The sequence below is a fragment of the Roseateles sp. genome, assembly GCF_036486225.1.
In the GTDB taxonomy this organism is placed as follows: domain Bacteria; phylum Pseudomonadota; class Gammaproteobacteria; order Burkholderiales; family Burkholderiaceae_C; genus Roseateles.
On sequence record NZ_DASVNZ010000080.1, the window covers coordinates 1 to 25,576 of the forward strand.

Annotated in this window: 27 protein-coding genes; 22 read left to right on the forward strand and 5 right to left on the reverse strand. The window is 68.8% G+C overall.

Going from position 1 to position 25,576, the window contains the following annotated elements; genetic code table 11:
- A partial coding sequence (locus VF536_RS05835) for a hypothetical protein (protein WP_331613870.1) occupies positions 1-324 on the reverse strand: 324 nt, incomplete at its 3' end.
- Between the two features lie 33 nt (positions 325-357).
- Here VF536_RS05835 and VF536_RS05840 point away from each other — a divergent pair.
- From VF536_RS05840 to VF536_RS05875, 8 genes are all read left to right on the forward strand, one after another.
- A complete protein-coding gene (locus VF536_RS05840; protein WP_331613871.1) occupies positions 358-744 on the forward strand; it encodes a 2Fe-2S iron-sulfur cluster-binding protein in 387 nt (128 codons plus the stop codon).
- Positions 745-1,066: 322 nt separating this feature from the next.
- The gene (locus VF536_RS05845; RefSeq protein WP_331613872.1) at positions 1,067-2,611 is read left to right on the forward strand and encodes a methyl-accepting chemotaxis protein; all 1,545 of its coding nucleotides are present in this window, start codon (positions 1,067-1,069) and stop codon (positions 2,609-2,611) included.
- A gap of 52 nt (positions 2,612-2,663) precedes the next feature.
- Positions 2,664-4,211, forward strand: a complete 1,548-nt coding sequence (locus tag VF536_RS05850) for a protein adenylyltransferase SelO (protein ID WP_331613873.1) — start codon at positions 2,664-2,666, stop codon at positions 4,209-4,211.
- Positions 4,208-4,663 (forward strand): peptide-methionine (R)-S-oxide reductase MsrB, encoded by a 456-nt coding sequence (gene msrB, locus VF536_RS05855; RefSeq protein ID WP_088409021.1) that lies wholly within the window; start codon positions 4,208-4,210, stop codon positions 4,661-4,663. The genes VF536_RS05850 and msrB overlap by 4 nt, the downstream gene beginning before the upstream one ends.
- 25 nt (positions 4,664-4,688) lie before the next feature.
- The gene (locus VF536_RS05860; RefSeq protein ID WP_331613874.1) at positions 4,689-5,336 is read left to right on the forward strand and encodes a septation protein A; all 648 of its coding nucleotides are present in this window, start codon (positions 4,689-4,691) and stop codon (positions 5,334-5,336) included.
- 77 nt (positions 5,337-5,413) lie between these two features.
- Entirely contained in the window at positions 5,414-5,674 is a 261-nt protein-coding gene (locus tag VF536_RS05865) for a BolA family protein (protein ID WP_331613918.1), read from the forward strand.
- A 72-nt stretch (positions 5,675-5,746) separates the two neighbouring features.
- Positions 5,747-6,544, forward strand: coding sequence for a peptidylprolyl isomerase (locus tag VF536_RS05870; protein ID WP_331613875.1), 798 nt, complete (start codon positions 5,747-5,749; stop codon positions 6,542-6,544).
- 104 nt (positions 6,545-6,648) lie between these two features.
- Positions 6,649-7,209, forward strand: coding sequence for a DUF2062 domain-containing protein (locus tag VF536_RS05875; protein ID WP_331613876.1), 561 nt, complete (start codon positions 6,649-6,651; stop codon positions 7,207-7,209).
- A 3-nt stretch (positions 7,210-7,212) separates the two neighbouring features.
- On the opposite strand, the gene VF536_RS05880 is transcribed toward VF536_RS05875, so the two are convergent.
- The gene (locus VF536_RS05880; protein ID WP_331613877.1) at positions 7,213-7,908 is read right to left on the reverse strand and encodes an ABC transporter ATP-binding protein; all 696 of its coding nucleotides are present in this window, start codon (positions 7,906-7,908) and stop codon (positions 7,213-7,215) included.
- Here VF536_RS05880 and VF536_RS05885 point away from each other — a divergent pair.
- From VF536_RS05885 to VF536_RS05905, 5 genes are all read left to right on the forward strand, one after another.
- Positions 7,907-8,611 carry an arylesterase gene (locus VF536_RS05885; protein WP_331613879.1) on the forward strand — a complete coding sequence of 235 codons (705 nt, stop codon included), beginning with the start codon at positions 7,907-7,909 and terminating at the stop codon, positions 8,609-8,611. The two genes, VF536_RS05880 and VF536_RS05885, sit on opposite strands and share 2 nt — an antisense overlap.
- Positions 8,612-8,654: 43 nt before the next feature.
- On the forward strand, positions 8,655-10,298 hold the full coding sequence (locus VF536_RS05890; RefSeq protein WP_331613880.1) for a phosphoethanolamine transferase: 1,644 nt from the start codon (positions 8,655-8,657) through the stop codon (positions 10,296-10,298).
- A gap of 48 nt (positions 10,299-10,346) precedes the next feature.
- Entirely contained in the window at positions 10,347-11,669 is a 1,323-nt protein-coding gene (locus VF536_RS05895) for a divalent metal cation transporter (protein ID WP_331613881.1), read from the forward strand.
- 9 nt (positions 11,670-11,678) lie between these two features.
- Entirely contained in the window at positions 11,679-12,779 is a 1,101-nt protein-coding gene (locus VF536_RS05900) for a tetratricopeptide repeat protein (protein WP_331613882.1), read from the forward strand.
- A gap of 157 nt (positions 12,780-12,936) precedes the next feature.
- The gene (locus VF536_RS05905) at positions 12,937-13,725 is read left to right on the forward strand and encodes a tellurite resistance TerB family protein (protein ID WP_331613883.1); all 789 of its coding nucleotides are present in this window, start codon (positions 12,937-12,939) and stop codon (positions 13,723-13,725) included.
- Positions 13,726-13,743: 18 nt separating this feature from the next.
- Here VF536_RS05905 and VF536_RS05910 read toward each other — a convergent pair whose 3' ends face one another.
- Both VF536_RS05910 and VF536_RS05915 read right to left on the reverse strand, forming a co-directional pair.
- Positions 13,744-14,598: an SPFH domain-containing protein gene (locus tag VF536_RS05910; protein ID WP_331613884.1), complete on the reverse strand. Its 855-nt coding sequence runs from the start codon at positions 14,596-14,598 to the stop codon at positions 13,744-13,746.
- Between the two features lie 11 nt (positions 14,599-14,609).
- The gene (locus VF536_RS05915) at positions 14,610-14,792 is read right to left on the reverse strand and encodes a hypothetical protein (protein ID WP_331613885.1); all 183 of its coding nucleotides are present in this window, start codon (positions 14,790-14,792) and stop codon (positions 14,610-14,612) included.
- Between the two features lie 539 nt (positions 14,793-15,331).
- On the opposite strand from VF536_RS05915, the gene VF536_RS05920 reads away from it, so the two are divergent.
- The 4 genes from VF536_RS05920 (at position 15,332) to VF536_RS05935 (ending at position 18,839) form a co-directional block, all read left to right on the forward strand.
- Complete coding sequence (locus tag VF536_RS05920) at positions 15,332-15,514, forward strand: hypothetical protein (RefSeq protein ID WP_331613886.1); 183 nt, start codon at positions 15,332-15,334, stop codon at positions 15,512-15,514.
- A complete protein-coding gene (locus tag VF536_RS05925; RefSeq protein ID WP_331613887.1) occupies positions 15,507-17,483 on the forward strand; it encodes an AAA family ATPase in 1,977 nt (658 codons plus the stop codon). The genes VF536_RS05920 and VF536_RS05925 overlap by 8 nt, the downstream gene beginning before the upstream one ends.
- A gap of 35 nt (positions 17,484-17,518) precedes the next feature.
- Entirely contained in the window at positions 17,519-17,917 is a 399-nt protein-coding gene (locus VF536_RS05930) for a GFA family protein (protein ID WP_331613888.1), read from the forward strand.
- A gap of 151 nt (positions 17,918-18,068) precedes the next feature.
- Positions 18,069-18,839 carry a hypothetical protein gene (locus tag VF536_RS05935; RefSeq protein ID WP_331613889.1) on the forward strand — a complete coding sequence of 257 codons (771 nt, stop codon included), beginning with the start codon at positions 18,069-18,071 and terminating at the stop codon, positions 18,837-18,839.
- Between the two features lie 39 nt (positions 18,840-18,878).
- Here VF536_RS05935 and VF536_RS05940 read toward each other — a convergent pair whose 3' ends face one another.
- The gene (locus VF536_RS05940; protein WP_331613890.1) at positions 18,879-19,763 is read right to left on the reverse strand and encodes an IclR family transcriptional regulator; all 885 of its coding nucleotides are present in this window, start codon (positions 19,761-19,763) and stop codon (positions 18,879-18,881) included.
- A gap of 128 nt (positions 19,764-19,891) precedes the next feature.
- Between VF536_RS05940 and VF536_RS05945 the strand changes: the two genes are divergently transcribed.
- The 5 genes from VF536_RS05945 to fahA are packed head-to-tail and all read left to right on the forward strand — an operon-like array spanning position 19,892 to position 25,560.
- Positions 19,892-20,845 (forward strand): MBL fold metallo-hydrolase, encoded by a 954-nt coding sequence (locus VF536_RS05945; RefSeq protein ID WP_331613891.1) that lies wholly within the window; start codon positions 19,892-19,894, stop codon positions 20,843-20,845.
- Between the two features lie 15 nt (positions 20,846-20,860).
- Entirely contained in the window at positions 20,861-22,585 is a 1,725-nt protein-coding gene (locus tag VF536_RS05950) for an FAD-dependent oxidoreductase (RefSeq protein WP_331613892.1), read from the forward strand.
- Positions 22,576-22,821, forward strand: a complete 246-nt coding sequence (locus tag VF536_RS05955; RefSeq protein WP_331613893.1) for a DUF2783 domain-containing protein — start codon at positions 22,576-22,578, stop codon at positions 22,819-22,821. Before VF536_RS05950 ends, VF536_RS05955 begins: the two co-directional genes overlap by 10 nt.
- Positions 22,818-24,182 carry a homogentisate 1,2-dioxygenase gene (gene hmgA / locus VF536_RS05960; RefSeq protein WP_331613894.1) on the forward strand — a complete coding sequence of 455 codons (1,365 nt, stop codon included), beginning with the start codon at positions 22,818-22,820 and terminating at the stop codon, positions 24,180-24,182. Before VF536_RS05955 ends, hmgA begins: the two co-directional genes overlap by 4 nt.
- 55 nt (positions 24,183-24,237) lie before the next feature.
- Complete coding sequence (fahA, locus tag VF536_RS05965) at positions 24,238-25,560, forward strand: fumarylacetoacetase (RefSeq protein WP_331613895.1); 1,323 nt, start codon at positions 24,238-24,240, stop codon at positions 25,558-25,560.
- The last annotated feature ends 16 nt before the right edge of the window (positions 25,561-25,576 follow it).

Sequence of the window (25,576 nt, forward strand, 5' to 3'; positions counted from 1 at the left end):
GCCGGCGGCGGAGGCGCCCGGCGCGGCGCCAAGGGCGGCCTCGACGGCGGCCAGGTGCGCGCGCGTCGCGCCCAGCTTCTCCGGATCGGAGATGAAGGCCTTGTAGTCGGTCTCGGCGCGGCCGAAGCCCTCGTGGTCCTCGCTGGTGGCCATGTAGGTGGCCCAGAACAGGTCTTCCTTGCGCTTGTGGACCGCGACGTAGTCGCGGTTGAGCTGGTCGAAGAAGGCCTGGGCGGCCTGGACGGCCTGGACGGCTTGATCGGCTTGATCGGCTTGATCGGCGGACGCGCCGTTCCCCGGGGTGGCAGTGGTGACGTGAGGCATCGGGGAAGCTTAGCGCACGGCATGATGGCGACCATGGATCACGCCCATGACGCCGCCGAGGACTCCGGCGCGCCCTCTTCCCCCTCATCCCCCGCCGCCGCCGCGGTCTACGCCGTCGAGCTCCATCCCCAAGGCTGGCGCTTCGACGCGCCCGAGAACGAGACGCTGCTGCTGGCCGCGCTCGACCACGGCCTGCGCCTGCCGCATTCCTGCCGCAACGGCACCTGCCGCGCCTGCATCGCGAAGCTGGTGTCCGGCCGCGTCGACTACCGCATCGAATGGCCCGGTCTGTCCCGGGAGGAGAAGGACGAGGGCTGGATCCTCCCCTGCGTCGCCTGCGCGCGCTCGGACCTGGTGCTGGACCAGCCGCAGACGATCAACCTGTTCGATGTCCCGCCCCCGCCGGGGCCACGTTCCTGACCGCACCCCGGGCGATTTCCAGGCACTTCCCGCGCGATTTCCGGGCGATTTCCGGGCGATGTCGGACCGTCCGCGCATCCCCAGAATCCGACCGCATCTCGCACAAGTCGTGATCCCGCTGAGGCGTTAAACCCACATGCGGGTTCACGAAAACGCCTTCCGCGCTTTTGTTCACGGGGTACCCCGCATATCCACCGATCAGTTTTCACCTTCGACAGGCAGCATCCCGTCCGCGTATCAAACATTTCACTGCTGACATGACCGCCCGCCGGGTTCAAAGCCCTCCGGGGCCGGTCTGCCGCGAAGAAGAAGGACTCCCCACATGCTGAATCTGAATCGTTGGCGGCTGCGTAGCCGCGTCCTGGCCGGCTTCGCGCTGGTGATCGTGCTGATGGCCGTGGCCTCGGCGGTGGGCGTCATCCGCGTGTCGATGCTGCACCAGCGCATCGAGCGCCTGGTCGAGGTCGACATGCACACGCTGGAGATCTCGCGCCAGTGGTCGGGCCTGACCGAAGGCAACATCCAGCGCCGCATCGTGCAGCTGGTCGTCGACGACGAGAACTTCGTCAAGGCCTTCACCTCGCGGTCCAAGGAGCTGTCGGCGCGCATCGACAAGATCCAGAAGGAACTCGACGAGAGCATCACCGAGCCGGTGGGCAACAAGCTGATCGACGAGATCGGCGCAGCCCGCAAGAAGTACCAGGACGCCCGCGAGGCCGCCATCAAGGTCAAGGAAGGCGGCGGCGACATCAAGCCGATCGCCGCGTCGCAGCTGATCCCGGCGATGAACGACTACCTCGCCGCGATCGACAAGTTCGCCGAGCACACCCGCGACCTGCTGCAGGCCGCGCGCAAGGAAGCGCAGGCCGAGGCCGAAAGCACCCGCAACCTGGTCATCGCGCTGATGACGGTGGCGATCGTGCTGGGCGTGGGCATCGCGCTGGTGATCACGCGCTCGGTGACCGAGCCGCTGGCCGAGGCGCAGTCGCTGAGCCAGGCCATCGCCGACGGCGACCTGAGCCGCCGCGGCGCCGACGTGGAGGGCACCGACGAGGTCGCCGCGCTGCGCCGCTCGCTGCAGGAGATGCAGCAGCGCCTGGCAAGCACCATCGCCAGCGTGCGCTCGTCGGCCGACCAGGTCCGCCATGCGTCGTCGGAGATCGCCACCGGCAACGCCGACCTGTCCAACCGGACCGAGCAGGCCGCCAGCAGCCTCGAAGAGACCGGCGCCGCGATGGCGCAGCTCGGCGAAGGCGTGAAGCTCAATGCCGAATCGGCGCGTGAAGCGGACGGTCTGGCGCAGACCGCCTCGCAGGTCGCCGGCCGCGGCGGCGCGATGGTCGAGCAGGTCGTCGCGACCATGAACGAGATCCAGCAGTCGTCCAACCGGATCGCCGACATCATCGGCGTCATCGACGGCATCGCCTTCCAGACCAACATCCTGGCGCTGAACGCCGCGGTGGAAGCGGCGCGCGCCGGCGAACAGGGCCGCGGCTTCGCGGTCGTCGCCAGCGAAGTCCGCTCGCTCGCCCAGCGCAGCGCGGAAGCGGCCAAGGAGATCAAGTCGCTGATCTCGGCCTCGGTCGAACGCGTGGACGGCGGCTCGCGCCTCGTCGGCGAAACCGGCGCCACCATGCGCGAGATCGTCACCAGCGTCGAACGCGTCACCCGCGTCATCGGCGAGATCTCCGCGTCCAGCGCCGCGCAGTCGCTCACCCTCGGGGAAATCGGCCAGGCCGTGCGACAGCTCGACCAGATGACGCAGCAGAACGCGGCGCTCGTCGAGCAGTCGGCCGCCGCGGCTGAGTCGCTGAAGGACCAGTCGGCTCAGTTGGTCGAGACGGTCTCGAGCTTCAAGCTCGGTTGAGGCCCCCACCCCATGGTCCGCAGGGCCATGGGGGGCTCGGTAAACTGCCGCGATGAATGCGCCTCTCAACGCGGGCCTCCACGCGGACTTTCCAGGCGCCGAGCCTGAACGCTGGAGCCATCGCTTCGCTACCCTCGGGCCCGACTTCTTCACCGAACTCCCCGGCACCGGACTGCCCGACCCCCATTGGGTCGCGACCAGCCCGGACTGCGCCGCGCTGCTCGGCTGGCCCGAGGATTGGTCGACGCGCCCCGGTGCGCTCGACGCCTTCAGCGGCAACACCCGTCTCGCCGGCATGAAGCCGCTGGCCACCGTGTACAGCGGCCATCAGTTCGGCGTCTGGGCCGGACAGCTCGGCGACGGGCGAGCGCTGCTGCTCGGCGGCGTCGACGGCCCGAACGGCCACTTCGAACTCCAGCTCAAGGGCGCGGGCCTGACGCCCTACTCGCGTCGCGGCGACGGCCGCGCGGTGCTGCGTTCGTCGATCCGGGAATTCCTCTGCTCCGAAGCCATGGCCGCGTTGGGCATCCCGACGACCCGCGCGCTCGCGATCACCGGATCGACTGCCCTCAAGGTCCAGCGCGAGCGCGTCGAGACCGGCGCCATCGTCACGCGCGTTGCTCCGAGCTTCCTGCGCTTCGGCCACTTCGAGCACTTCACCCATCACGGCATGGAAGCCCGCACGCGCGAGCTGTTCGATTTCTTCCTCCGCCACCACGCGCCGGAATGCGCCGACGCGCCGAATCCGGTGACCGCCGCGCTGTCCAAGGTCGCCACGCAGACGGCCGAACTCGTCGCGCAGTGGCAGGCCGTGGGCTTCATGCACGGCGTGATGAACACCGACAACATGTCGATGCTGGGCCTGACCATCGACTACGGCCCGTTCGGCTTCATGGACGGCTTCGATCCCGGCCACATCTGCAACCACTCGGACCACCAGGGCCGCTACGCCTTCGCGCGGCAGCCGCAGGTCGCGTTCTGGAACCTGCATGCGCTGGCGCAGGCGCTGCTGCCGCTGATGCCCAACATCGAGACCGATGCGGAGGCCGCCGGCGACGAGTTGATCGAAGCGCTCGAGATCTACCGCGAACGCTTCGGCGCCGCGCTGCTCGGCGCGATGCGCGCGAAGCTCGGCCTGACCGCCGAGGTCGACGAACGCGGCGAGGACGGCCCGCTGATCGACGACTGGCTGCGACTGCTGGCCGCGCACCACACCGACTACACGATCGCGCACCGCCGGCTGGCGGGCTTCGATCCGGCGCAAGCACTGGAAGCGACGGCGAATGCGGGCCTCCGCGACCTGTTCCTGGACCGCGCCGGATTCGACGCCTGGGCGACGCGGTACGCAGCACGCTTGAAGATCGAGACGATGGACGCACTTGAGACCCGTGCCCGGCGGATGAACGCGGTCAATCCGGCGGTGGTTCTGAGGAATCACCTGGCCGAGACGGCGATCCAACAGGCGGAGGCCGGCGACTTCAGCGAGGTCCGTCGGCTGCTGGACGTGCTGCGCCGTCCGTTCGATGAGCCCGCGCTGGCATCCGACGCCGGTTTCCCGCCCGACTGGGCCCAAACGCTGGAGGTTTCCTGTTCATCATGAGCCGCTACGACAAGTTCATCCAAGACGCCACCGACCAGGACCGCGACCGCGACACCGCCTACCCCGTCAAGAAGACGGACGCCGAATGGCGCGAACAGCTGGACCCGACGCAGTACCAGGTCGCCCGCCACGCCGCCACCGAGCGCGCCTTCACCGGCAAGTACTGGGACCACTGGGAAGCCGGCAACTACAACTGCGTCGGCTGCGGCACGCCGCTGTTCAAGGCCGACACCAAGTTCGACGCCGGCTGCGGCTGGCCCAGCTACTACGAGCCGATCAACGCCGAGGTCGTGGAGCGCGTCGTCGATTCGACGCACGGCATGGTCCGCGTCGAGGTGCGCTGCAACCACTGCGGCACCCACCTGGGCCACGTCTTTCCCGATGGCCCGGAACCGACGGGCGAGCGTTTCTGCATCAATTCCGCCGCGATAGACTTCGAGCCCCAGCGCTGAGCGCGCCGCACTGATCCCCGACCGAATGAAGCTCCTGCTCGATTTCCTGCCGCTCCTGCTGTTCTTCGTCACGTTCAAGTACGCCGACGGACAGCCGGACTGGGCGGCGGCCTTCGCCACCGAGCACCTGGGTTTCCTGGTCTCCGGCGGCAAGGTCGGCCCGACCGAGGCGCCGGTGCTGCTCGCGACCCTGGTCGTGATGCTGGCGACGATCTCCCAGGTGCTCTTCCTGAAGCTGCGCGGCCGCAAGGTCGACCTGATGCTGTGGATCAGCCTGGGGCTGGTGGTCACGCTCGGTGCGGCCACCGTCTACTTCCATAACGAGACCTTCATCAAGTGGAAGCCGACGATGCTCTATTGGGCGTTCTCCGCGGCCTTCTTCGTGAGCCACGTCTTCCTCGGCAAGAACCTGCTGCGCAAGATGCTGGGCGCCGAACTGCCGCTGCCCGATGCCGCATGGACACGGCTCAACTGGGCCTGGGTGGCCTTCTTCGGACTGATGGGTTTTGCCAATCTTTACGTCGCTTACTCGTTCAGCACCGAGGCCTGGGCCAACTTCAAGGCCTTCGGATCGACCGGCCTGATCCTGCTGTTCACGCTGGGCCAGGGCGTCTACATGAGCCGCCATCTGCCGCACGAGGCCGAGGCGCCCGCCGAGGAACCCAAGCCGTGAGCGGCGACGGCGGACACGGGAATCCCCCGTCGGCATCGAGGGCCGCGCCCAATCCAGCGGCCACGCCCTCGGTCGAGATCGAGGCCCGCCTGCGGGCCGCGCTGGCACCCGAAGTGCTGCGTCTGCGCGACGACAGCGCACACCACGCGGGGCATGCCGGAGCACGCGAAGGAGGCCACTACTACCTCGAAATCGTGAGCGCGCGCTTTGCCGGTTTACCCAGGGTGCATCGGCATCGGCTCGTATATGATGCCCTCGCCGATCTGATGCAGAAGGGCATCCACGCGCTCGCCATCGACGCGCGCGCGCCCGACGAACAGCAGAAACCAGGTCTCTAGTAGCGCCGCCAGTCGGCGCTTTGTTTTGGAGCGCTCACGCTCACCCGAGAGTCGAAAGGCCCTTTACCCATCATGAAGAAGTTTGTGCTCGCCGCCACCGTGGCGGTCATCGGCGCCGTCGCCCTGCCGGCCCTGGCTCAGAACATCGCGATCGTGAACGGCAAGCCCGTGCCGAAGGCTCGCGCCGACCTGCTGATCACCCAGATCACCAAGGGCGGCCAGCCGCGCAGCCCGGAGATGGAAGCCAAGGTGAAGGAAGAGGTCGTCCTGCGCGAGATCTTCCTGCAGGAAGCCGAGAAGCGCGGCCTGAACAAGACCGACGACTACAAGAACCAGATGGAACTGGCGCGCCAGTCGCTGCTGATCCGTGAGCTCTTCGCCGACTACGCGAAGAAGAACCCGATCACCGACGTCGACGCCAAGGCCGAGTACGACAAGTTCAAGGCGCAGGCCTCGGGCACCGAATTCCACGCCCGCCACATCCTGGTGGAGAAGGAAGAAGACGCCAAGGCGCTGGTCAAGCAGCTCAACGGCGGCGCGAAGTTCGAGGACCTCGCGACCAAGAACTCCAAGGACACCGGTTCCGCCCAGAACGGCGGCGACCTGGGCTGGTCCGCGCCGGACGCCTACGTGCCTGAGTTCAGCGCCGCGCTGGCCAAGCTGAAGGCGGGCGAGATGACGCAGGAGCCGGTGAAGTCGCAGTTCGGCTTCCACATCATCAAGCTGGAAGAGACGCGCCCGGCGCAGTTCCCGGCCTTCGACGACGTCAAGGGCCAGATCATCCAGCGCATGCAGCAGCAGAAGGTCGCGGAGTTCCAGGAGGAACTGCGCACCAAGGCCAAGACCGACTTCAAGTTCTCGCAGAACTGATCGCCGAACCGAACAGTCTTTGCTGTACTGTTCAGAGCCCGCGCCGCTGCAGGTCAGCCGCGCGGGCTTTTCACATCTGACGCTTCCCGGATCCTGATGCCCCCATGACGGCTTCCCGACTTGCCCGCCGACTGCTGCCCTCGCCCGAGTCCCTGGAACAGACCAAGGGACTGAAGTGGCTGGGCCTCTACCTGCGGGAGCGGCCGTGGCTGTGGGTGGCGCACCGGCGCCGCGTCGCGCTGGGCGCGGGACTGGGTCTGGCGGTCGGCGTGATCCCCTTGCCGACGCAGATGCTGCTGGCGGCCGTGGTCGCGATCGCGTGCCGCGCCAACGTCGCTGCCGCCATCGCCGCGACCTGGCTGACGAATCCGTTGACCCTGGTGCCGATCTGGACGCTGGCGATCTTCCTGGGCCGCCAAGTGCTGGGCATCCACGGTCCGATCTCGGCCCCCAAGGAGCTGGCGCTGAACTGGAGCGATCCGAGCAGTTGGTGGCACGCCTTGAGCCAATGGCTCTCCGAACTGGGCACGCCACTGCTCGTGGGCCTGCCGCTCGCCGGGGTCATCCTGGGCCTGGCGCTCTATGTGATCGTCTACATCGGCTGGTGGGCCGTGATCCGCTTCGAGCGCAGAAGGCGCCTGCGCGAGCGCGCAGCGCGGGTCTGAGGCTCAGGCAGGCAGATCCGCCATCGTGATGTCCTGCAGGTGTCCTGCGGAGATCTTCAGTTGCCGCTCGCAGCGCGCCGCGATGCCCTGATCGTGGGTGACCATGACGAGCGTCGTCCCCAGTTCCCGGTTGAGTTCGAACATCAGCGCCATGACCTGTTCGCCGGTGGCGTAGTCGAGGCTGCCGGTGGGCTCATCGGCCAGCAGCAGCGCGGGTTGCTGCACGAACGCGCGGGCGAGCGCGACGCGCTGCTGCTCGCCGCCAGACAGCACGCGCGGGTAGTGCGACAAGCGCTGCCCTAATCCCACGCGTTCCAGCATCAGCTTGGCCAGCGCGCGTGCATCGCGTTCGCCGCGCAGCTCCAAGGGCAGCATCACGTTCTCCAACGCCGTCAGGTGCGACAGCAGCTGGAAGCTCTGGAACACGAAACCCAGGTGCGCGCCGCGCAGCGCGGCGCGGCCGTCCTCGTCGAGCGTGAACATGTCCTGCCCGCGCAGGCGCACCGTGCCTTCGGAGGGCGTGTCCAGGCCCGCGAGGATGGACAGCAGCGTGCTCTTGCCGGAGCCCGAGGCGCCGACGATGGCGACCGATTCCCGCGCCTGCAGCTGGAAATTGATGTCATGCAGAATGGTCAGCACGCCGTCGGCATCCTGGACCGACTTGCTGACGTGATCGACTTCGAGGATGTTCTGAACCATGAATCAACCGCAGATGCGCCGCCGTGAATGGATGCTGCACTGTAGCGCCTGTGTCGCGACCCTCGTCGCGGCGGGGGTCCTGGCCGGGCCTGTCGCGGCGCAAGGTCGCACCGAAGGCGGCACCGCGCCGGGCGCACCGGGGACGGCTGCGCGCCGCATCGTCGTGCTGGGCGACAGCCTCTCGGCCGAGTACGGCCTGGCGCGCGGCAGCGGCTGGGTGGCGCTGCTGGACCAGCGGCTGAAGGCGCAGAAGCTCGATGCCGAGGTCGTCAACGCCAGCATCAGCGGCGACACGACCTCGGGCGGACGCTCGCGGCTGCCGGCGCTGCTGAAGCAGCATCGGCCGACGCACCTGATCATCGAGCTCGGCGGCAACGACGCGCTGCGCGGCCTGCCGCTCAAGATGACCCGCGAGAACCTGAAGGCGATGGTGCAGGCCGGCAAGGAGGCGGGCGCGAAGGTGCTGCTGGTCGGCATGCAGATCCCGCCCAACATGGGCGCGAGCTACGCGCGCGATTTCGAGGGCAGCTTCAAGACCGTCGCGCAGGAGGAGAAGGTGCCGCTGCAGCCCTTCCTGCTGGCCGGCGTGGCCGACCGTCCGGACATGGCCGAGTGGTTCCAGGGGGACCGCATCCATCCGCTGGCCAAGGCGCATCCGGTGATGCTGGACAACGTGTGGAAGGTGCTGAAGCCGATGTTGTGAGCGGGTGCGTAGACTCCGCGCCTTCGCTCCCTTCTCCGGTCTGATGTCCGATTCCATTCTCAAGCGCCCCGCGATGCTGCGCTGGGGCGCCCTGGGCCTGCTCGCGCTCGCCTGTGCCGGCGCGGTGCTGGCGGGCCACGACAGCCGTCGTGCGGCCCAGGTCGGGCTGCTCGCCCTTCCCGCCCTGCTCTGGCTGCTGTGGCCCATCGAGCGCCCTGCGTGGCGTCGCGTCCGTTGGGCCGTGGCCTTCGTCGTGATCGGGGCGTTCCTCGTCGACGGCGCGGTGCGCGGCTTCCTGCAGCGCGACTACCAGGCGGCGCCGGACAGCTCGCTGGTGCTCGCCGCGGCAGCCAACACGACGCCGCGCGAGGCGATCGAATTTCTCACCTCGCAGCTGCCCGCGATGGCCTTGGCCGTCGCCGCGTTGATCGGGATGCTTGCGCTCACCGGCGTCGCGATCACGCTCGCCACGCGCGTGACCCGCGATCAGGCGGCGCTCTCGCGACACGCGCGCATCGCGCTGCTGGTGGTGCTCGCGATCTGCGCCCTCGCCCACTTGAGCAAGCCCTGGCGCCGGCATCATCCGCTGCTGTTCTGGCCCGCGTGGACGCAGCAGGTCGCGGCCCTGCGCGCCAACTGGGCCGACCAGCAGGTCCAGCGCGAGCAGTTGATGCGCAACGCCGGTGCCGCGGCACCCACGATGACGACGGACATGTCGTCGACGGTCGTGCTGGTGCTGGGCGAAAGCGTGAACCGCGACAACATGAGTCTCTACGGCTACGCACGCGCCACGACGCCGGAGTTGATCGCGCTGCGCGACGAGGAGCGGTCCCGGCTGCTGACGCTGCGCCACGCCTGGTCGGCGCAGGCGACGACGGTCGCGTCGCTCAGCGGCCTGTTCAGCTTCGGCGAGCGCGACGAGGACGACCCCGCCGGCCGCACGCAGCACCTCATCGCGCTGGCCAAGAGCGCGGGCTACAAGGTCTGGTGGGTGAGCAACCATGACGACGTCGCCGTCGACCAGCAGCATGCGCGACTGGCCGACGTGGTCGAGATGATCAACCGGCAGCCGGGGCGCTCGTCGGGCTCTCTGGACGGCGAGCTGCTCGACGAGGTCGAAGCGGCGCTGGCCGATCCGGCGCCGCGCAAGCTGGTGGTGGTGCATCTGCTGGGCGCGCATCCGCACTACCGGCTGCGCATGCCGCCGGGCGAGCATCCCTTCGACCACGACGACGGCGACGCCGTGGACAGCGCGATGGCGCGCGACGGTCGCGCCGCGTGGGTGCGCGAGTTCCGGCAGGACTACGACTCGGCCATCCACTACCACGACCGCATCGTCGCGCAGACGCTGCGGCTCACGCGCAGCCACCTGCCGGCCGGCGGACGCGGCGCGTGGATGTTCGTGTCGGACCACGGCCAGGAGGTCGGGCACAGCCTCGATCACGCCGGCCACAGCCCCGGCACGGCCTCGGGGTACCGCATCCCCGCGCTGATGTGGCGCAGCGACGCCCGCTTCGACGCGTCGGCCGGCTCCCGGCCGTTCCGGGCCGACTGGGCCGGATGGACGCTGGCCGAGCTGCTGAAGCTCCGCTGGCCGGGGATGCACGACGAGCGCAATGTGCTCCATCCCGCCTATGCGTGGCAGGCGCCGGCGCTGCCGGTGAAGGACCTGCGTTTCGAGCAATAGCCGGCAGGCATTGCGCTTGCCTGTGCTCCTGCAACCCAGGAGCCCGGCATGGATCGACTCGACAGTGACGCCGCGGCGCCCGCCGGAAAGCCGCCGATCAGCGCTCCCTGGTGGAGCAAGCTCGGCCCCGGCCTGATCACCGGCGCGGCCGACGACGATCCGAGCGGCATCGCCACCTATTCGCAGGCCGGCGCTCAATACGGCTACAGCGTCGGCTGGACCATCCTGATCACCTTCCCGCTGATGGTCGGCATCCAGCTCGCCAGCGCGCGCATCGGCCGCATCACCGGCAAGGGCCTGACCGAGAACTTCTCCAGGCTCTGTCCGCGCTGGCTGGTCGTCGGGCTCGTCTCGCTGCTGGTCGTCGCCAACGTCATCAACCTCGGCGCCGATCTGAGTGCCATGGGCGACGCGATGCACCTGGCCGTCGGCGGCCCGCCGGGCGCCTTCGTCGTCGCGATGGCCTTGCTCTCGCTGCTGCTGCAGATCTGGCTGCCCTACGCGCGCTACGTGATGCTGTTGAAGTGGCTGACGCTGACGCTGCTGGCCTACGTCGGCGTGGGCTTCGCGGCGCAGGCGGATTGGGCGCTCGCGCTGAAGTCGCTGGTGATGCCGGCCATGCATTGGGATCGCGAGTACACGACTACAGTCGTCGCGATCCTCGGCACGACGATCAGCCCCTACCTCTTCTTCTGGCAGGCCAGCCAGGAAGCCGAGGAGATCCGCCGCATCGATGCGGACCGACCGCTCGCCGTCGCGCCGGAACAGGCGACGGAACAGTTCCGCCGCTTGCGCACGGACACGCTGGTCGGGATGGGGTTCTCCAACACGATCGCGTTCTTCATGATCGTCGCCACCGCCGCGGCGCTGCACGCCCACGGCGTGCGCGACATCGAGACCACCGCGCAGGCCGCGCAGGCGCTCAAGCCAATCGCCGGCGACCTTGCGTTCGTGCTGTTCGCCGCCGGGATCGTGGGCACCGGTTTCCTGGCGCTGCCCGTGCTGGCGGGCTCGGCCGCGTACGCGGTCGCCACGCTCGCCGGTGTGCGGCGCGGCCTCGACCGCCCCGCCCATTCCGCCAAGGTGTTCTACGCCATCCTCAGCGGCGCGATGCTGATCGGGCTGGCGCTCAGCCTGTCGGGCTTCAATCCGATCAAGGCGCTCTACTGGTCGGCGGTCGTGAACGCGGTGATCTCGGTGCCGATCATGATCGCCGTGATGGTGGCCGCGTCGCACCGCAAGATCGTTGGCGAGCTGCGCATGCCGCCGCTGTGGCGCGTGCTCGGTTGGCTGGCGACAGGGGCGATGGCCGCGGCCACGATCGCGATGATCGTGCTGCAGACTTCCAGCACGTTCTGGGGCAGTCGCTAGACTGCCTCGATGACCGCACCCGCACCGCTCCACGACGCCTGGACCCTGCGCATCGACGATGTCTGGCGACGCGCGCCGGATCTCACCGGCTCGCAGCTGGTCGACGAGATCGACGCGCTCGCCGCCGAGCGCCCCGACGACGATGCCCGCGCCCTCTTCGAGCGGGCCTGCGCGCGCGACACGGCCGGGCTCGAAGCCGAGGCCGAGCTGCTGTACCGCGCCGCGCTCGAATCGGGCAGGCTCGACCCGTATCGCCGCACGCGCGCGGTCATCCAGCTCGGCAGCACGCTGCGCTGGCTCAAGCGTCTCGATGAAAGCGAGGCGCTGCTCGTCGGCGAGCTCGCGCATCACATGCAACCCGGCAACGATCGCCCGCTGCATGACGAAGCGCGATCGATTCTTGCGCTCACCTACGCCGCGCAAGGACGCGGCAACGAAGCCGCGGGACTGGCGCTGGCCGTGCTCGCGCCGCGGCTGTCGCGCTACAACCGCTCGACGATGGCCTGCGCGAAGCAGTTGGCAGGCGAGGTCTGGGATGACGGCGCCGTCGTCTCGCCCGGCACGCCCAGCGTCGAGTTGATCGAAGGCCGCTTCGCGCTGCGCCCCTACCGCCCCGCCGATCTGCCGGACTTCGTCGCCGCGGTCCGCGAGTCGCATGTGTCCATCGGCCGCTGGATGAAGTGGGCGCACGCGGGGTTCTCCGCCGCCGAAGGCGCGGAATGGCTCGACCACTGCGCGCGGGGCTGGCAGAGCGGTACCAGCTACGAGTTCGGCATCTTCGACCGCGAGACCGGCGACTTCGTCGGCGGCGGCGGGCTCAATTCGCTGCACGCGGTGCATCCGTTCTGCAACCTCGGCTACTGGGTGCGCTCGTCCTGGCAGGGTCAGGGAGCGGCGTCGGCGGCGGTGCGCGCGCTCAGCCGGCACGCATTCGGACAGCTCCAGCTGATGCGTGTGGAGATCGTGGTCGCGGATGGCAACGAACCCAGCCTCGCCGTGGCGCGGCGATGCGGCGCGCACTACGAAGGGCTGCTGCGCCATCGCATCCGGGGCGTCGACGGCCAGGCGTGGGATGCGCACATGTTTTCGATGGTGCCGGGCTCGGCGTGATGCTGATGCTGATGCTGATGGCCGCAGCATCGATAGCATCGCCTGCCTCGCCGAACAAGCCGGCCCGACCGAATCCATCGACAGGCCGAACGGACTGGGGATACCGTCCGGCGCCCTCACCTGACAGACTCTTCCACCGTGTTGAAAGGGGCTGGCGATGAGTGCGCATGGACTTCTGGATCAACTGCTGAGATCGGGGCGGGACCTGCTTCAGGGCGGCAGCGTGCCGGGCCGGGGCGGCTCAGGCGGGCTTGGCGGGCTCGGTGGGCTGGGCAATCTCGGCAACCTGGGGAACCTCGGGAATCTCGGCAACCTGGGCGGCCTCGGCAAGATCGGCGCGGGCGCCGGCGTGGCCGGTGTCCTGGGCGCGCTGCTGGGCAGCAAGCGCGGGCGCAGCTACGGCGGGAAGGCGCTGAAGTACGGCAGCATCGCGGCGCTCGGGCTGATGGCCTACAAGGCCTACACGGCCTGGCAAGCGCAGCAGCAGGCGCAAGGGGCGTCGGGTCAGGCGCATGCGCCGGGCTCGGCGCCGGCATCGCAAGCGCATCTCACGGCCGAGCCCCGCACCCTGGACCGCGTGCCGCAGGACGAGGCCGAGGAACACAGCCGCGCCGTGCTGCTGGCGATGATCGCGGCCGCCAAGGCCGACGGCCATCTGGACGACCGCGAGCGCGAGTTGATCGAGCAGGCGCTCAGCCGCGAGGAAGACGACCCCGAGCTGCGCCGCTGGCAGGAGGACGTCCTGCGTCGTCCGCTCGATCCGGCCGCAGTCGCGCAGGCGGCCACCACGCCGGAGATCGCCTCCGAGATGTACCTCGCGAGCCTGCTGATGGTCGACGAGACCAGCTTCATGGAGCGCGCCTACCTCGACGAGCTGGCCCGGCAGCTGAAGCTGCCGGACGGCCTCAAGTCGCAGCTCGAGGCGCAGGCGCTCGCGCAGACCTGACGAATCCGCGCCGACCCGTCAGCGTGCCGGGTTGGCGTTGACGATGCCCTTGAAGTCGTAAGGCACGACGATCGTCTGCACCTTGCCGGCGGCGACGCCTTCGGCGATCTTGAGCTGGGCCTGCGCGTTCATGTACTCGATCGCCTTGCTGTTGGTGTTCAGCGCGGCGATCCGCTCGGCTTCCTTCTTCGCCGTCTCCACCTCGATCTCCTTGGCGCGCAGCGCGTTCTGCGCCGTCACCACGGCATTGGCGGACGCGATGATGTCGTCCGCCGGCATCACCGTCCGCACCTGCACCAGCGAGACCGACAAGGCCGTCGCGAGCCCCTCGGACGCCAGCGTCTCCGTCACGATGCGCTTGATCTCGGACTCGATCTTCTGGCGGTTGTCCGCCACGGACAGCGCCTTGTACTCGCGCACCGCCTTGTAGGCCGCGTTGTTGGTCACCGTCGTCATGTAGCCGTGCATCAGGATCCAGTCGCGGTCGTCGCGGCTGAAGGCATGGAAGGTGCGGCTCTTCGTGGTCCACAGATCCGACACCGCCGACGGATTGATCGAGTAGACCAGCGTCATGTCGAAGTCCTTCAGCGTGCTGTTGTCGGACGTCAGCGGCTGCTTGTTCTCCAGCATGACCGCGATGTCGCGGACCGGGAAGGTCAGCACATCGCCGAACAGCGTCTGGTTGAAGCTGCCGGGCAGCAGTTCGGCGCCGCTGATCTGCTTGTCGACGCCGACGCGCAGGCCGACCTCGCCCGTTTCGATGCGGGTGCAGCCGCCGAGCAACGCGGCCACGGCGAGCACGCCCAGCGACAGGCGCGAAGAACGCGAAGAACGCGACGAACGCGACGAACGCGCGTGGATGGTGGTGTTCATTTTTCTTCTCCTCAGAACAGATAGATGGTGAGTGCCGCCAGCCCCAGCGCGAGCACCGCGCCGCCGGCCGCCCAACGCGCCACCTGGAACCAGGCCAAGGCCTGTCTGCGCGTCAGTGAACGCACCCAGACCACCAGACCCAGACAGGCCAGCCACAACACGATGAGCACCAACCAGGCGCGAATGAGAGCCATGTTTTTCTCCTCGGCGTGGATTGTGGGTCGACACCCATGCGAGACACGCGATTCCGAGGGGGGACACCCCTCGGAGGGAGAGGCGCGCGGCAAGCGCGCCACATCGCGACCGTCGCGCTTCGGTCGATCGAAGCGCCGTGCCAGGACTTGCCTGCTTGCAGCGATCGCGGCCGCATGACCACGCCCGAGCTCGTGGGCATCGTTGGCGCGCCGCAACGCGCCGCGGCATCGCAGACGAATCGCACTTGCGCGACGGGCCCTCGCTCAGCATCATCCGCGTCCACTGCTGAAGGCGCCCACGACAGCGCCCGCATTGACGGAGATCCCTCTTATGTCCTCCCTGTTCCTTTCGACCATCGACTGAACACGGTTCCCGAGCCCCGGCTGAACCGTGTCTGTTCACAGATACGGCCTCAGACCGCGCGGCATGCAAAGCCCCGCCGCCCTTGAGCCGGGGCTTTTGCTTTTCGGAAACCGCAATGAGTGCACAACTCCGTTCCCGCGCCCTCCAGGAGGGGCGGGTCAAGGCCCTGCGCCGCATGAAACAAGCCATGACGCTGGTGCTCGAGACGAGCCCCGGTGCGCGCGACCCCGTGGCGCGCGCGATGGCTCAACGTGGATTGCGCGGCGCAGGCCAGCACATCCAGAGCCGCGGCGCGCAACGCCGCGCCGACCGCGTGGCGCTGCAGGCGCTGCTGCGACGGGAGGATTGGGATGAATGATTCCCACGACCTGCGCGCGCAGCTGGCGCAGAGAAACCAGCAGCTGCACACCGTCGCCGCCCAGCTCAAGACCGAGCTGTTCGGCATCGATCCCATCATCGACCGCGTCATCGACGCGGTGCGCGCCTGGTACGTGATGCCCGAGCTCGTCTCGCGGCCCGTCATCGTCTGCCTCTGGGGCCTGACGGGCACCGGCAAGACGCAGCTCGTGCGCCGCCTGGCGCAGCTGCTGGGCTTCTACGACCGCTTCGTCGAAGTGCAGATGGACGGCTTCTCCAACGGCGCGGGGATGCGCGGCGCGCAGAGCATCTCCGGCATGCTGGCGAAATCCGGCGTGCGCGAGGGCGAGCCGGGCATCCTCGCGCTCGACGAGTTCCAGCGCTTCCGCACGATCAGCGCCAAGCGCGACGATCTGCGCGTGGAGCGCTACCAGGACGTCTGGGCGCTGCTTTCCGACGGCCGTCTGCCGCCGGCGCTCTCGCTGCTGGCCGACATCGAGTCGTCCATCGCGGAGGCGGCCTTCGACGCCGAGCGTGCCGATGCCGACGAGGCCAAGCTGCGCTTCAAGCTGCGCGCCTGGGAGGCGCAGGAGCTGCAGCGCACCCTCAAGCTCGACGAGCCGCTGATGGAGATCATGGCGTGGACGCCGGACCAGGTCCAGGCGCGCCTGCGCTCGTTCCGCGAGAGCGGCCAGCATCACTGGGAGACCGACTACAGCCGGCTGCTCGTCTTCGTCTGCGGCAACCTCGACGAGATGTACGAGGACCTCGCCACCAGCGTGGACGACTGCGACAGCGATGCCGACATCTTCCACGCGATGACCGGCAAGCTCAGCGTCATCGACGTCAAGCAGGCGCTCAACCAGCGTTTCAAGCCGGAGCAGGTGGCGCGGCTGGGCAACGAGCACGTGATCTACCCGTCGCTGTCGCGACGCGCGTACGAGCAGGTGATCGCGCACGGCTGCGCGCGATATGTCCGGGATTCGGAGGCGCGCTGCGGTCTGCGCTTCGAGCTGGCCGACAGCGTGCACGCGCAGATCTACGCGAACGCCGTGTTCCCCGCGCAGGGCACGCGGCCGCTGTTTTCGTCGCTGCACGCGATCCTCGGGACCGGGCTGGCCAAGGCGGCGCTATGGGCGATCGAGCGTGGCGCCGCTGCCGGCGACTGCGTGCGCCTGAGCGCCGATGGTCGCAGCCTGATCGCGCACTGGGGCGGCGCGTCGGGCGCGATCGCCGAGCCCTTCGAGATCAACCGCCTGCGCCAGCGCAGCAACGTCGACTTCCGGGCGCTGCTCGCAGTGCACGAGGCCGGCCACGGCCTGGTGCACGCGCTGCTGTTCGGCCTGGCGCCGCGCGAGATCAAGATCCATGTGGCGAGCTTCGAGGGCGGCTACAACGCGTACACCTCGCGCAAGGTGTGGTCGCGCCGGAACCTGCTCGATTCGATCTGCGCGAGCCTGGCCGGCCGCGCGGCGGAGCTGCTGGTCTTCGGCGCCGACATGAATTCCAGCGGCGCCGCGAGCGACCTGCGCAAGGCCACGCGGACGGCGGCGCGCATGCTCCGCCACCTGGGACACGGTGAGCGCATCGGTCGCACCGATGTGTCGACGGACAGCGATGAGCACGTCTGCACGGATGTGGAGCTCACCAACGCGGCGGTCGAAGCGCTGCTGCAGGCTGAGCACGCGCGCGCCACGGCGCTGATCGAAGCGCACCGCGAGGCGCTGCTGGCGCTGGTCGATGAACTGATCGCCGAAGGACAGGTGACGCCTGAACGCTTCGCGGTCGTGACGGGGCTGCCGCTGGGCAGGGCGGAGGATGCGCTGGATCCGTATGCGGAACGGCTGGCGGCCTTTCGCGCGGCCGGCGTGGCGCAGCTTGGAGCTTCGCGTGGACAGCGTCCGACGCAGACCGAGACACTGCCTCGAAATGGCGTCCTCGTGGGACACCACGCGGCGCAGGAGGCCTAGACTGCCGTGTGTCCGAACTCCGAAGCATTGACGTCATGCGAGTCCACGGTTCCTGCCACTGCGGCGCCATCAAGTTCACCGGCGAGGTCGATCCGACGCAGGTCGTCGTCTGTCATTGCGACGACTGTCAGATCCTGTCCGGCGCGCCCTATCGCGCGGTCATCTCGGCGCCGATGGCGACCTTCGAGATCTCGGGTTCGCCCAAGACCTATGTGAAGGTCGCGCAGAGCGGGAACCGGCGCGCGCAGGTGTTCTGCCCCGACTGCGGCACGGCGCTGTACGGCGCCGCCGCGGAGAACCCGACGCACGCGGTGATCCGGCTGGGCTGCCTGGAAGAGCGCGACCAGCTGCGGCCTTCGCGGCAGATCTGGACGCACTCCGCCGCGGCGTGGACCGGCGGGTTGACCGAGGTGCCCGCTTCGCCGCAGCAATGATCAGACCGGCTTGCCCGTCTGATCGTCTCCACAGCCCCCCGATGGGGTGAGACGCCTGCGCGCCATGCGCATGGACAATCGCGCCGTCCCGGGAGCCAAGAAGCCGCCATCGACGCTTCGCCCCGTCGGACGATCCAGGGAGAGAAACCAGATGTTCAAGAAGCTGTTCGGCGGCGGGGCCAAGACCCCCGCGCCGTCGCCCCGTCCTGCCCCACGTCCGCATTCCAGCGGCGAGCACCCCGCCACGACGGCCCTGGTGAACACCATCCGCGCGCAGAGCGCGACCGACCCGCACATCGGCGCCAAGATCGGCGCGCGCGAGGTCCTGCAACGCCTGCTCGAGGGACTGAGCCAGGGACCGGAACGCCGCGTCCATGCGGAATCGCTGCTCACCGCGCTCGGCGCTCTGGCCGGCTACGCCTGCCAGATGAGCATTCGCGCGCAATCGCTGCGGAAAGGGGCGCCGGAGTTTTCCGCGTTCATCACCATGGAGGCCGGCGGTCAGCGCTACTTCTTCGGTGATCCGCCCAATCAGCTGCTGCTGGAATCGGAGCACTCGGTGTGGAGCCTGGCGGCGGCGCAAGCCCAGTCGCTCGGGCTGGATCCCTTGCCCAAGGCCTCCGAGGTCGCGGGGCATGTGGCGTCGACCATCGGCACGCCGGCCTTCGGCATCCCGCGCCTGCCCGACGGCCATCGGCCAGGTGAGCGTCCGATCGACTACGTGCGCAACCTGTGGCCCGCGCTCTTCCCGACCGTCAAGCTGCTGTGCCCCGAGCCGACCTACTGGCCGCTGCTGTACGCCATCGCGGCGCAGCAGGCCATGGAGATGGCCAAGGCGACGATGACGGCCGACCTGCTGTATGCGCTGGTCATGGAAGCCGCGGCGCCGATGGCGAAGGTCGACCTGGATCGTCACCCCTGAAGCGACCAGCACCTGCGAGAGGACTCGTGCGGTGGGAGCTCACCCGGGAAAGCGCCCGCCGATCTCGCGCATCAGCTCGGTCGCCGCTCCCGTGAGCCCGCGCGCGACTGCGCCGTCCCACGCCGCATCAAAGGCCCCTGAGGGTCCGATCGCTGTCAGCGCCAGCGCCATCTGCGCATCGCTGTCGAAGACCGGCACGGCCAGCGCGCTCACGCCTTCGACGATCCCGCCCACCGAGCGGTGCATCACCCGGACGCGGATCTCCTCCAAGGTCGAGGAGAACGCGGCCCAGGTCGGCAGCTCGCGCGGCCGATCGTGCGGGCCCACGCGCGCCAGGTCCGCCGGACCCTTGCGACGCGCGTCGGCGAGCATCGCCTTGATCTCCGCCTCCGGCCGGTAGGCCGCGAACAGCGGCCCCGACGCGGTGTCCGACAGCGACACCACCGTCCCGTGCCGCATCGTCACGTGCACCGCCGCCGGCGACGCCGCCGTGCGCACGATGGTCGCGCCCTGCGAGCCCCACACCGCGATCGCCACCGTGTGGCCGATCTCCTCGGCCAGCGCCTCCAGCCGCGCCGTCGCCAGCCGGATCGGATCGATCTGCCGCATGCCGATCAGGCCCATCTCCATCGCCAGCGGCCCCAGACCGTAGTAACCCGTCGCGGCGTCCTGCCGCATCAGCCCGAGCTTGCAGAAACTCACCAGGTAGGGATGCGCCTTCGCCGGGCTCATCTCCGCCGCCTGCGACAGCGCCTTCAGCGGCAACGGCTGGCCGCGTGCCGCCGCCGCCTTCAGCAGACGACCGCCCACCTCGATGCTCTGGATGCCGCGCCTGTCCTCGCGGTCCTCCCGGTCTTCCCTGTCGACGGGGTCTTCGCGGTCATTGGCATCCGGCGCGTCGTCGGCGGTGTCTGGCATGGTCATTTCGCTATTGTTGAACGAATTCAGCGACACAGCTATATTCGCATCCAACAAACGAGTTCTGTTTTGCTGAATTTCTTCAGCACCCGCCCTCCCCATCCTTCCCCCTCAGCCAACGCCCGGGACACGCCATGACCAAGCAGTTCGCCAGCCACGCCGACGTCGAGGAGAAGCAGGTCTCCTTCGTCAAGCTCAGCGACAACGCCTATGCCTACACGGCCGAGGGCGACCCCAACACCGGGATCATCATTGGCGACGATGCGGTGATGGTGATCGACACGCAGGCCACGCCCGTGATGGCGCAGGACGTCATCCGGCGCATCCGCGAGGTCACCGACAAGCCCATCAAGTACGTCGTGATGAGCCACTATCACGCCGTGCGGGTGCTGGGCGCGTCGGCGTACGAGCCGGAGCACATCATCGCCAGCCGCGACACCTACGACCTCATCGTCGAACGCGGCGAGCAGGACAAGGCCAGCGAGATCGGCCGCTTCCCGCGGCTGTTCCGCAATGTCGAATCGGTGCCCGCCGGGCTGACCTGGCCGACCATCACCTTCCAGGGCGCGATGAGCGTCTGGCTCGGGAAGCTGGAGGTGCAGCTGCTGCAGCTCGGGCGCGGGCACACGAAGGGCGACACCGTCGCCTGGCTGCCGGAACAGAAGATCCTCTTCTCCGGCGATCTGGTCGAGTTCGACGCCACGCCCTATGCCGGCGACGCGTACTTCAGCGACTGGCCGCAGACGCTGGACAACCTCGCCGCGCTCAAGCCGAGTGCGCTCGTTCCCGGACGAGGCGCAGCGCTGACCACGCCCGAATCCGTCGCGCAGGGACTGGCCGGCACGCGCAGCTTCATCGCCGACCTGCATGACTCGGTGAAGGCCGGCGTCGCCGCGGGCAAGGAGCTCAACGCCGTCTACAAGGACACCTACGCCGTCATGAAGCAGAAGTACGGCCACTGGGTCATCTTCGACCACTGCATGCCCTTCGACGTCACGCGCTGCTATGACGAGGTCACGCAGTTCCGCGATCCGCGCATCTGGACCGCGCAGCGCGACCAGGAGATGTGGCAGACGCTCGAAGGCTGAGCGACGGAGACCGCCGTGCCGTCCGATGTCGACTATCAGCGCGTCGTCTACCCCTACCGCCGCAGCGCGGACCAGGACGCGCATGAGCGCGACCAGCCTGCGCGCCATCCCGTCGTCGTCGTTGGTGCGGGGCCGGTCGGGCTGACGGCGGCAATCGACCTCGCGCTGCAAGGCGTGCCCGTCGTGCTGCTCAACAACGACGGTCGGCTCTCCGTCGGATCGCGCGCGTTGTGCTTCGCGAAGCGGACGCTGGAGATCCTCGACCGCCTCGGCTGCGGCCAGCGGCTCGTCGACAAGGGCGTCTCGTGGAACGTCGGACGCGTGTTCTTCCGCAGTGAGCAGGTCTATCAATTCAATCTGCTCGCCGAGGCCGGCCACCAGCGTCCCGCCTTCGTCAACCTGCAGCAGTACTACGTCGAGGGCTTCCTCGTCGAGCGTGCACTCGAACTCCCGTTGATCGATCTCCGCTGGCATCACGGCGTGACCGGTCTGACGCAACACGACGACCACGTCGCGCTGCAGATCGAAACGCCCGATGGCCCGTACACGCTGCTGGCCGATCACGTCGTCGCGTGCGACGGTTCGCGATCGACCTTGCGCACGCTGATCGGCGAAGAAAGCCACGGTCGCACCTTCAAGGACCGATTCCTCATCGCCGATGTGCGCATGGACGCGCCCTTCCCCGCCGAGCGCTGGTTCTGGTTCGATCCGCCTTTCCATCCCGGACAGAGCGTGCTCCTGCATCGGCAGCCCGACGGCGTGTGGCGCATCGATTTCCAGCTCGGCTGGGGGGCCGATCCCGAGTTGGAGAAGCAGCCCGAGCGCATCCTGCCGCGCGTGCGAACGCTGATGCGCGAGGCCTCGATCGCCGCGGGCGGCGACGGCGTCGTGCCCGAGATCGAGCTCGTGTGGGCCAGCGTCTACACCTTCGCCTGCATGCGCATGGACAGCTTCCGGCACGGACGCATCGTGTTCGCGGGCGACGCGGCGCATGGCGTCTCGCCCTTCGGCGCCCGCGGGGCAAACTCCGGCATCCAGGACGCCGACAACCTCGCGTGGAAGCTGGCGGCGGTCATCCAGGGCCGCGCGCCCGAGGCGCTGCTCGACACGTATGCGCGCGAGCGCGAGATCGCGGCCGACGAGAACATCCTGAACTCGACGCGTTCCACCGACTTCATCACGCCCAAGAGCGAGGTCAGCCGGATGTTCCGCGACGCGACGCTCACGCTCGCCAAGGATTTCGATTTCGCGCGCCGCCTGGTCAACAGCGGACGGCTCTCGGTACCGACGGTGCGGTACGGCATGCCCGCTGCGGACGCGCCGATCCGCGTCGAGGATCACGACGCATGGCTGCTGCGCCAGATGCAGCCGGGCCGTTTCACGTTGATGGTGTTCGACGGAGACGACGAAGGAGGCCGGAGTCAACGAGCGTCTGTGGGGCCGGAATGGGGCTTGGGGGTCCAGGAGGGATCCCCCATGCCCCGTGGAGAGCCCGCGCTTGGCAACGCGGGGTCTGAAGCCGAGCCGCTGCTCATCCTCCACATTGACGCCCTCCTCGACGCACGCGGACTGGTCCGCCAGCGCTACGCAGCAGCCGCGGGGGCTGCCGTGCTGCTGCGCCCCGACCAGCACGTCTGCGCGCGTTGGCGCAACATGCCGACTGGGGAGGCGATCCGAGCCGCGATGCGTCGCGCGCTGGGCCACGACGTTTCCCATGAGGAGCTTGCGGCATGCCCTTGATCACCGCTGCGAATCTCGACGCCGGCGACGACTTCTACGAAGCGCTGCTGAGGGCGCATCAAGGCCTTGATGTCGAGGCGAGCCACGCCTTCAACGCGCGGCTGGTCCTGCTGCTGGCCAACCACATCGGCCGGCAGGACGTGCTGCTGGAGGCGCTGGCCGCGGCGGCCCGCGCAAATCCGGTTTCCATCGATGCCCCGACCCCGGGCGACGCTTCCCCACGAGGACAAGCATGAACGCACCAGAGACCCTTCTTCCGCCCGAGGCGGCCGACACGGCGCCCAGCGCGCTGAGCTACCAGAGCGGCTTCGGCAATCAGTTCGAGACCGAATCCGTCCCCGGCGCCCTGCCCAAGGGCCGCAACAGCCCGCAGCGCGCGCCGATGGATCTGTATCCGGAGCTGCTGTCCGGCAGCGCCTTCACCGCGCCGCGCGTCGAGAACCGCCGCACCTGGCTGTATCGTCGACAGCCGTCGGTCGTGACGGGCGCGTTCCACGCGTACGAGCAGCCGTTCTGGACGAGCGGCGCCGCGGGCGGCGTCGCGGCGCCGCCGGACCCGCTGCGCTGGCATCCCTTCCCGATGCCCGATGAACAGGCCGATGCGCCCGGCGTCGACTTCGTCGACAGCCTCAAGACCATCGTCAGCAACGGCGACCCCGACGCGCAGGTCGGCATGGCCTCGCTGATCTATGCCTTCAACCGGCCGATGACGCGTCGCGCATTGATGAACGCCGACGGCGAGATGCTGATCGTTCCTCAGGAAGGCGGGCTGCGCATCACCACCGAGATGGGCCTGCTCGACGTCGTGCCCGGCGAGATCGCGCTGATCCCGCGCGGCGTGACCTTCCGCGTCGAGGCGCTGGACGGCCCGGATACCCGCGCTCGCGGCTACCTCTGCGAGAACTACGGCGCCGCCTTCCGGCTGCCGGAGCTCGGCCCCATCGGTTCCAACGGGCTGGCGAATCCGCGCGACGTCCTCGCGCCGGTCGCGGCGCATGAGCCCGACGGCGCGCCGTACGAGGTGATCCGAAAGACCGGCGGCGCGCTGTGGCGCAACGCGCAGGCGGTGACGCCGTTCAACGTGGTCGCGTGGCACGGCAACCTGACGCCGCTGAAGTACGACACCAAGGACTTCATGACGATCGGCTCGATCAGCTTCGACCATCCCGATCCGTCGATCTTCACCGTGCTGACCTCGCCGAGCGACACGCCCGGGACCGCCAACTGCGACTTCGTGATCTTCCCGCCGCGCTGGCTGGTGCAGGAGGACACCTTCCGTCCGCCCTGGTACCACCGCAACGTGATGAGCGAGTTCATGGGGCTGATCTACGGCCAGTACGATGCCAAGCCCGAAGGCTTCCGGCCCGGCGGCGCGAGCCTGCACAACTGCCTGGTGCCGCACGGCCCCGATGCCGACGCCTTCGAGGCCACCAGCACGCGTACGCTGGCGCCGCAAAAGCTGGACCATACGCTGGCCTTCATGTTCGAGAGCCGCTGGCGCTTCCGTCCGTCGGACTGGGCGCTGAACGGCGGCGCGCTCGACACGAACTACGCCGCCTGCTGGGGCGGGCTCAAGGACAGGTTCAAGCCCGCATGACGACGAGGCACGCCGCGGCAGCGCCTCACCTCAACAGAATTCGAAAGGCTTCCCCATGACCGACATCGACCACACCCACGACCCCGCGCTGCGCAGCTGGCTCGCATCCGCCAACACGCCGGACACCGACTTCCCGATCCAGAACCTGCCGCTGGGCATGTTCCGCATGGCCGGCGCGACCGGCTCGTTCCGGCCCGGCACGGCGATCGGCGACCAGGTGCTGGACCTGATCGCCGCCGCCGATCTGGGCGCGCTGTCCGATGGGCTCGGCGCGGTGCTGCGCACCTGCGAGGGCCTCGGCCTCAACCCGCTGATGGCGATGGGCCCTGATCTGCGTCGGCAACTTCGGCATGAACTCGTCGCCGCGTTGAACGCGGACGCGGGACCGAAGACCTCGGAGCAACTCGCTCCGGCGCTCAAGCCGATGACCGACGTCGAGATGACGCTGCCCTGCCGCATCGGCGACTACACCGACTTCTACGCCGGCATCCATCACGCGACGACGGTGGGCAAGCTGTTCCGCCCGGACAACCCGCTGCTGCCGAACTACAAGTGGGTGCCCATCGGGTACCACGGGCGCGTGTCGTCCATCGGCGTGAGCGGGCAGAGCTTCCGCCGTCCCGTCGGACAGACCAAGGCGCCCGATGCGGACCTGCCGAGCGTCGGCCCGATCAAGCGGCTCGATTACGAGCTGGAGGTCGGCGCCCTCGTCGGCACCGGCAACGAGCAAGGCCGTCCGATCGCCATCGGCGATGCGGAGCGCCACCTCTTCGGCCTCGTCCTGCTGAACGACTGGTCGGCCCGCGACATCCAGGCCTGGGAATACCAGCCGCTGGGCCCGTTCCTGTCGAAGAGCTTCGCGACGACGCTGTCGCCGTGGGTCATCACGATGGAGGCGCTCGCGCCCTTCCGCCGCGCGTTCACGCGCCCCGACGGCGATCCGCAGCCGCTGCCGTATCTGGATAGCGAGACGAACCGCGATCGCGGCGCGATCTCCATCCGTCTGGAGGTCCACCTGCAGACCCGCGCGATGCGCGATGCGGGCGACGCCCCGGCCAAGCTGATGGCGTCGGACTTCGCGGACGCGTACTGGACCGTCGCGCAGATGCTCACGCACCACGCGAGCAACGGCTGCAACCTGCAACCGGGCGACCTGTTCGGGTCGGGCACGATGTCCGGACCTGAGGCGGGCCAGGGCGGCTCGCTGCTGGAGTTGACCCACGGCGGCAAGCAGGCCATCACGCTGCCCAATGGCGAGCAGCGCACATTCCTGCAGGATGGCGACAGCGTCGCGCTGGTCGGTCGCTGCGAGGCGCAGGGGCGCCGAGCCATCGGCTTCGGGGCCTGCGTGGGGTCGGTCTTGCCCGCCGTGGTCTGACGCAGCAGTCACAGAC

What these genes read in the sequence shown, in the direction of transcription:
- VF536_RS05840 (WP_331613871.1), top strand. Translation starts at nt 358, where the DNA reads ATGGATCACGCCCATGACGCCGCCGAGGACTCCGGCGCGCCCTCTTCC.
- VF536_RS05845 (WP_331613872.1), top strand. Translation starts at nt 1,067, where the DNA reads ATGCTGAATCTGAATCGTTGGCGGCTGCGTAGCCGCGTCCTGGCCGGC.
- VF536_RS05850 (WP_331613873.1), top strand. Translation starts at nt 2,664, where the DNA reads ATGAATGCGCCTCTCAACGCGGGCCTCCACGCGGACTTTCCAGGCGCC.
- msrB (WP_088409021.1), top strand. Translation starts at nt 4,208, where the DNA reads ATGAGCCGCTACGACAAGTTCATCCAAGACGCCACCGACCAGGACCGC.
- VF536_RS05860 (WP_331613874.1), top strand. Translation starts at nt 4,689, where the DNA reads ATGAAGCTCCTGCTCGATTTCCTGCCGCTCCTGCTGTTCTTCGTCACG.
- VF536_RS05870 (WP_331613875.1), top strand. Translation starts at nt 5,747, where the DNA reads ATGAAGAAGTTTGTGCTCGCCGCCACCGTGGCGGTCATCGGCGCCGTC.
- VF536_RS05875 (WP_331613876.1), top strand. Translation starts at nt 6,649, where the DNA reads ATGACGGCTTCCCGACTTGCCCGCCGACTGCTGCCCTCGCCCGAGTCC.
- VF536_RS05885 (WP_331613879.1), top strand. Translation starts at nt 7,907, where the DNA reads ATGAATCAACCGCAGATGCGCCGCCGTGAATGGATGCTGCACTGTAGC.
- VF536_RS05880 (WP_331613877.1), bottom strand. Translation starts at nt 7,908, where the DNA reads ATGGTTCAGAACATCCTCGAAGTCGATCACGTCAGCAAGTCGGTCCAG.
- VF536_RS05890 (WP_331613880.1), top strand. Translation starts at nt 8,655, where the DNA reads ATGTCCGATTCCATTCTCAAGCGCCCCGCGATGCTGCGCTGGGGCGCC.
- VF536_RS05895 (WP_331613881.1), top strand. Translation starts at nt 10,347, where the DNA reads ATGGATCGACTCGACAGTGACGCCGCGGCGCCCGCCGGAAAGCCGCCG.
- VF536_RS05900 (WP_331613882.1), top strand. Translation starts at nt 11,679, where the DNA reads ATGACCGCACCCGCACCGCTCCACGACGCCTGGACCCTGCGCATCGAC.
- VF536_RS05905 (WP_331613883.1), top strand. Translation starts at nt 12,937, where the DNA reads ATGAGTGCGCATGGACTTCTGGATCAACTGCTGAGATCGGGGCGGGAC.
- VF536_RS05910 (WP_331613884.1), bottom strand. Translation starts at nt 14,598, where the DNA reads ATGAACACCACCATCCACGCGCGTTCGTCGCGTTCGTCGCGTTCTTCG.
- VF536_RS05915 (WP_331613885.1), bottom strand. Translation starts at nt 14,792, where the DNA reads ATGGCTCTCATTCGCGCCTGGTTGGTGCTCATCGTGTTGTGGCTGGCC.
- VF536_RS05920 (WP_331613886.1), top strand. Translation starts at nt 15,332, where the DNA reads ATGAAACAAGCCATGACGCTGGTGCTCGAGACGAGCCCCGGTGCGCGC.
- VF536_RS05925 (WP_331613887.1), top strand. Translation starts at nt 15,507, where the DNA reads ATGAATGATTCCCACGACCTGCGCGCGCAGCTGGCGCAGAGAAACCAG.
- VF536_RS05930 (WP_331613888.1), top strand. Translation starts at nt 17,519, where the DNA reads ATGCGAGTCCACGGTTCCTGCCACTGCGGCGCCATCAAGTTCACCGGC.
- VF536_RS05935 (WP_331613889.1), top strand. Translation starts at nt 18,069, where the DNA reads ATGTTCAAGAAGCTGTTCGGCGGCGGGGCCAAGACCCCCGCGCCGTCG.
- VF536_RS05940 (WP_331613890.1), bottom strand. Translation starts at nt 19,763, where the DNA reads ATGACCATGCCAGACACCGCCGACGACGCGCCGGATGCCAATGACCGC.
- VF536_RS05945 (WP_331613891.1), top strand. Translation starts at nt 19,892, where the DNA reads ATGACCAAGCAGTTCGCCAGCCACGCCGACGTCGAGGAGAAGCAGGTC.
- VF536_RS05955 (WP_331613893.1), top strand. Translation starts at nt 22,576, where the DNA reads ATGCCCTTGATCACCGCTGCGAATCTCGACGCCGGCGACGACTTCTAC.
- hmgA (WP_331613894.1), top strand. Translation starts at nt 22,818, where the DNA reads ATGAACGCACCAGAGACCCTTCTTCCGCCCGAGGCGGCCGACACGGCG.
- fahA (WP_331613895.1), top strand. Translation starts at nt 24,238, where the DNA reads ATGACCGACATCGACCACACCCACGACCCCGCGCTGCGCAGCTGGCTC.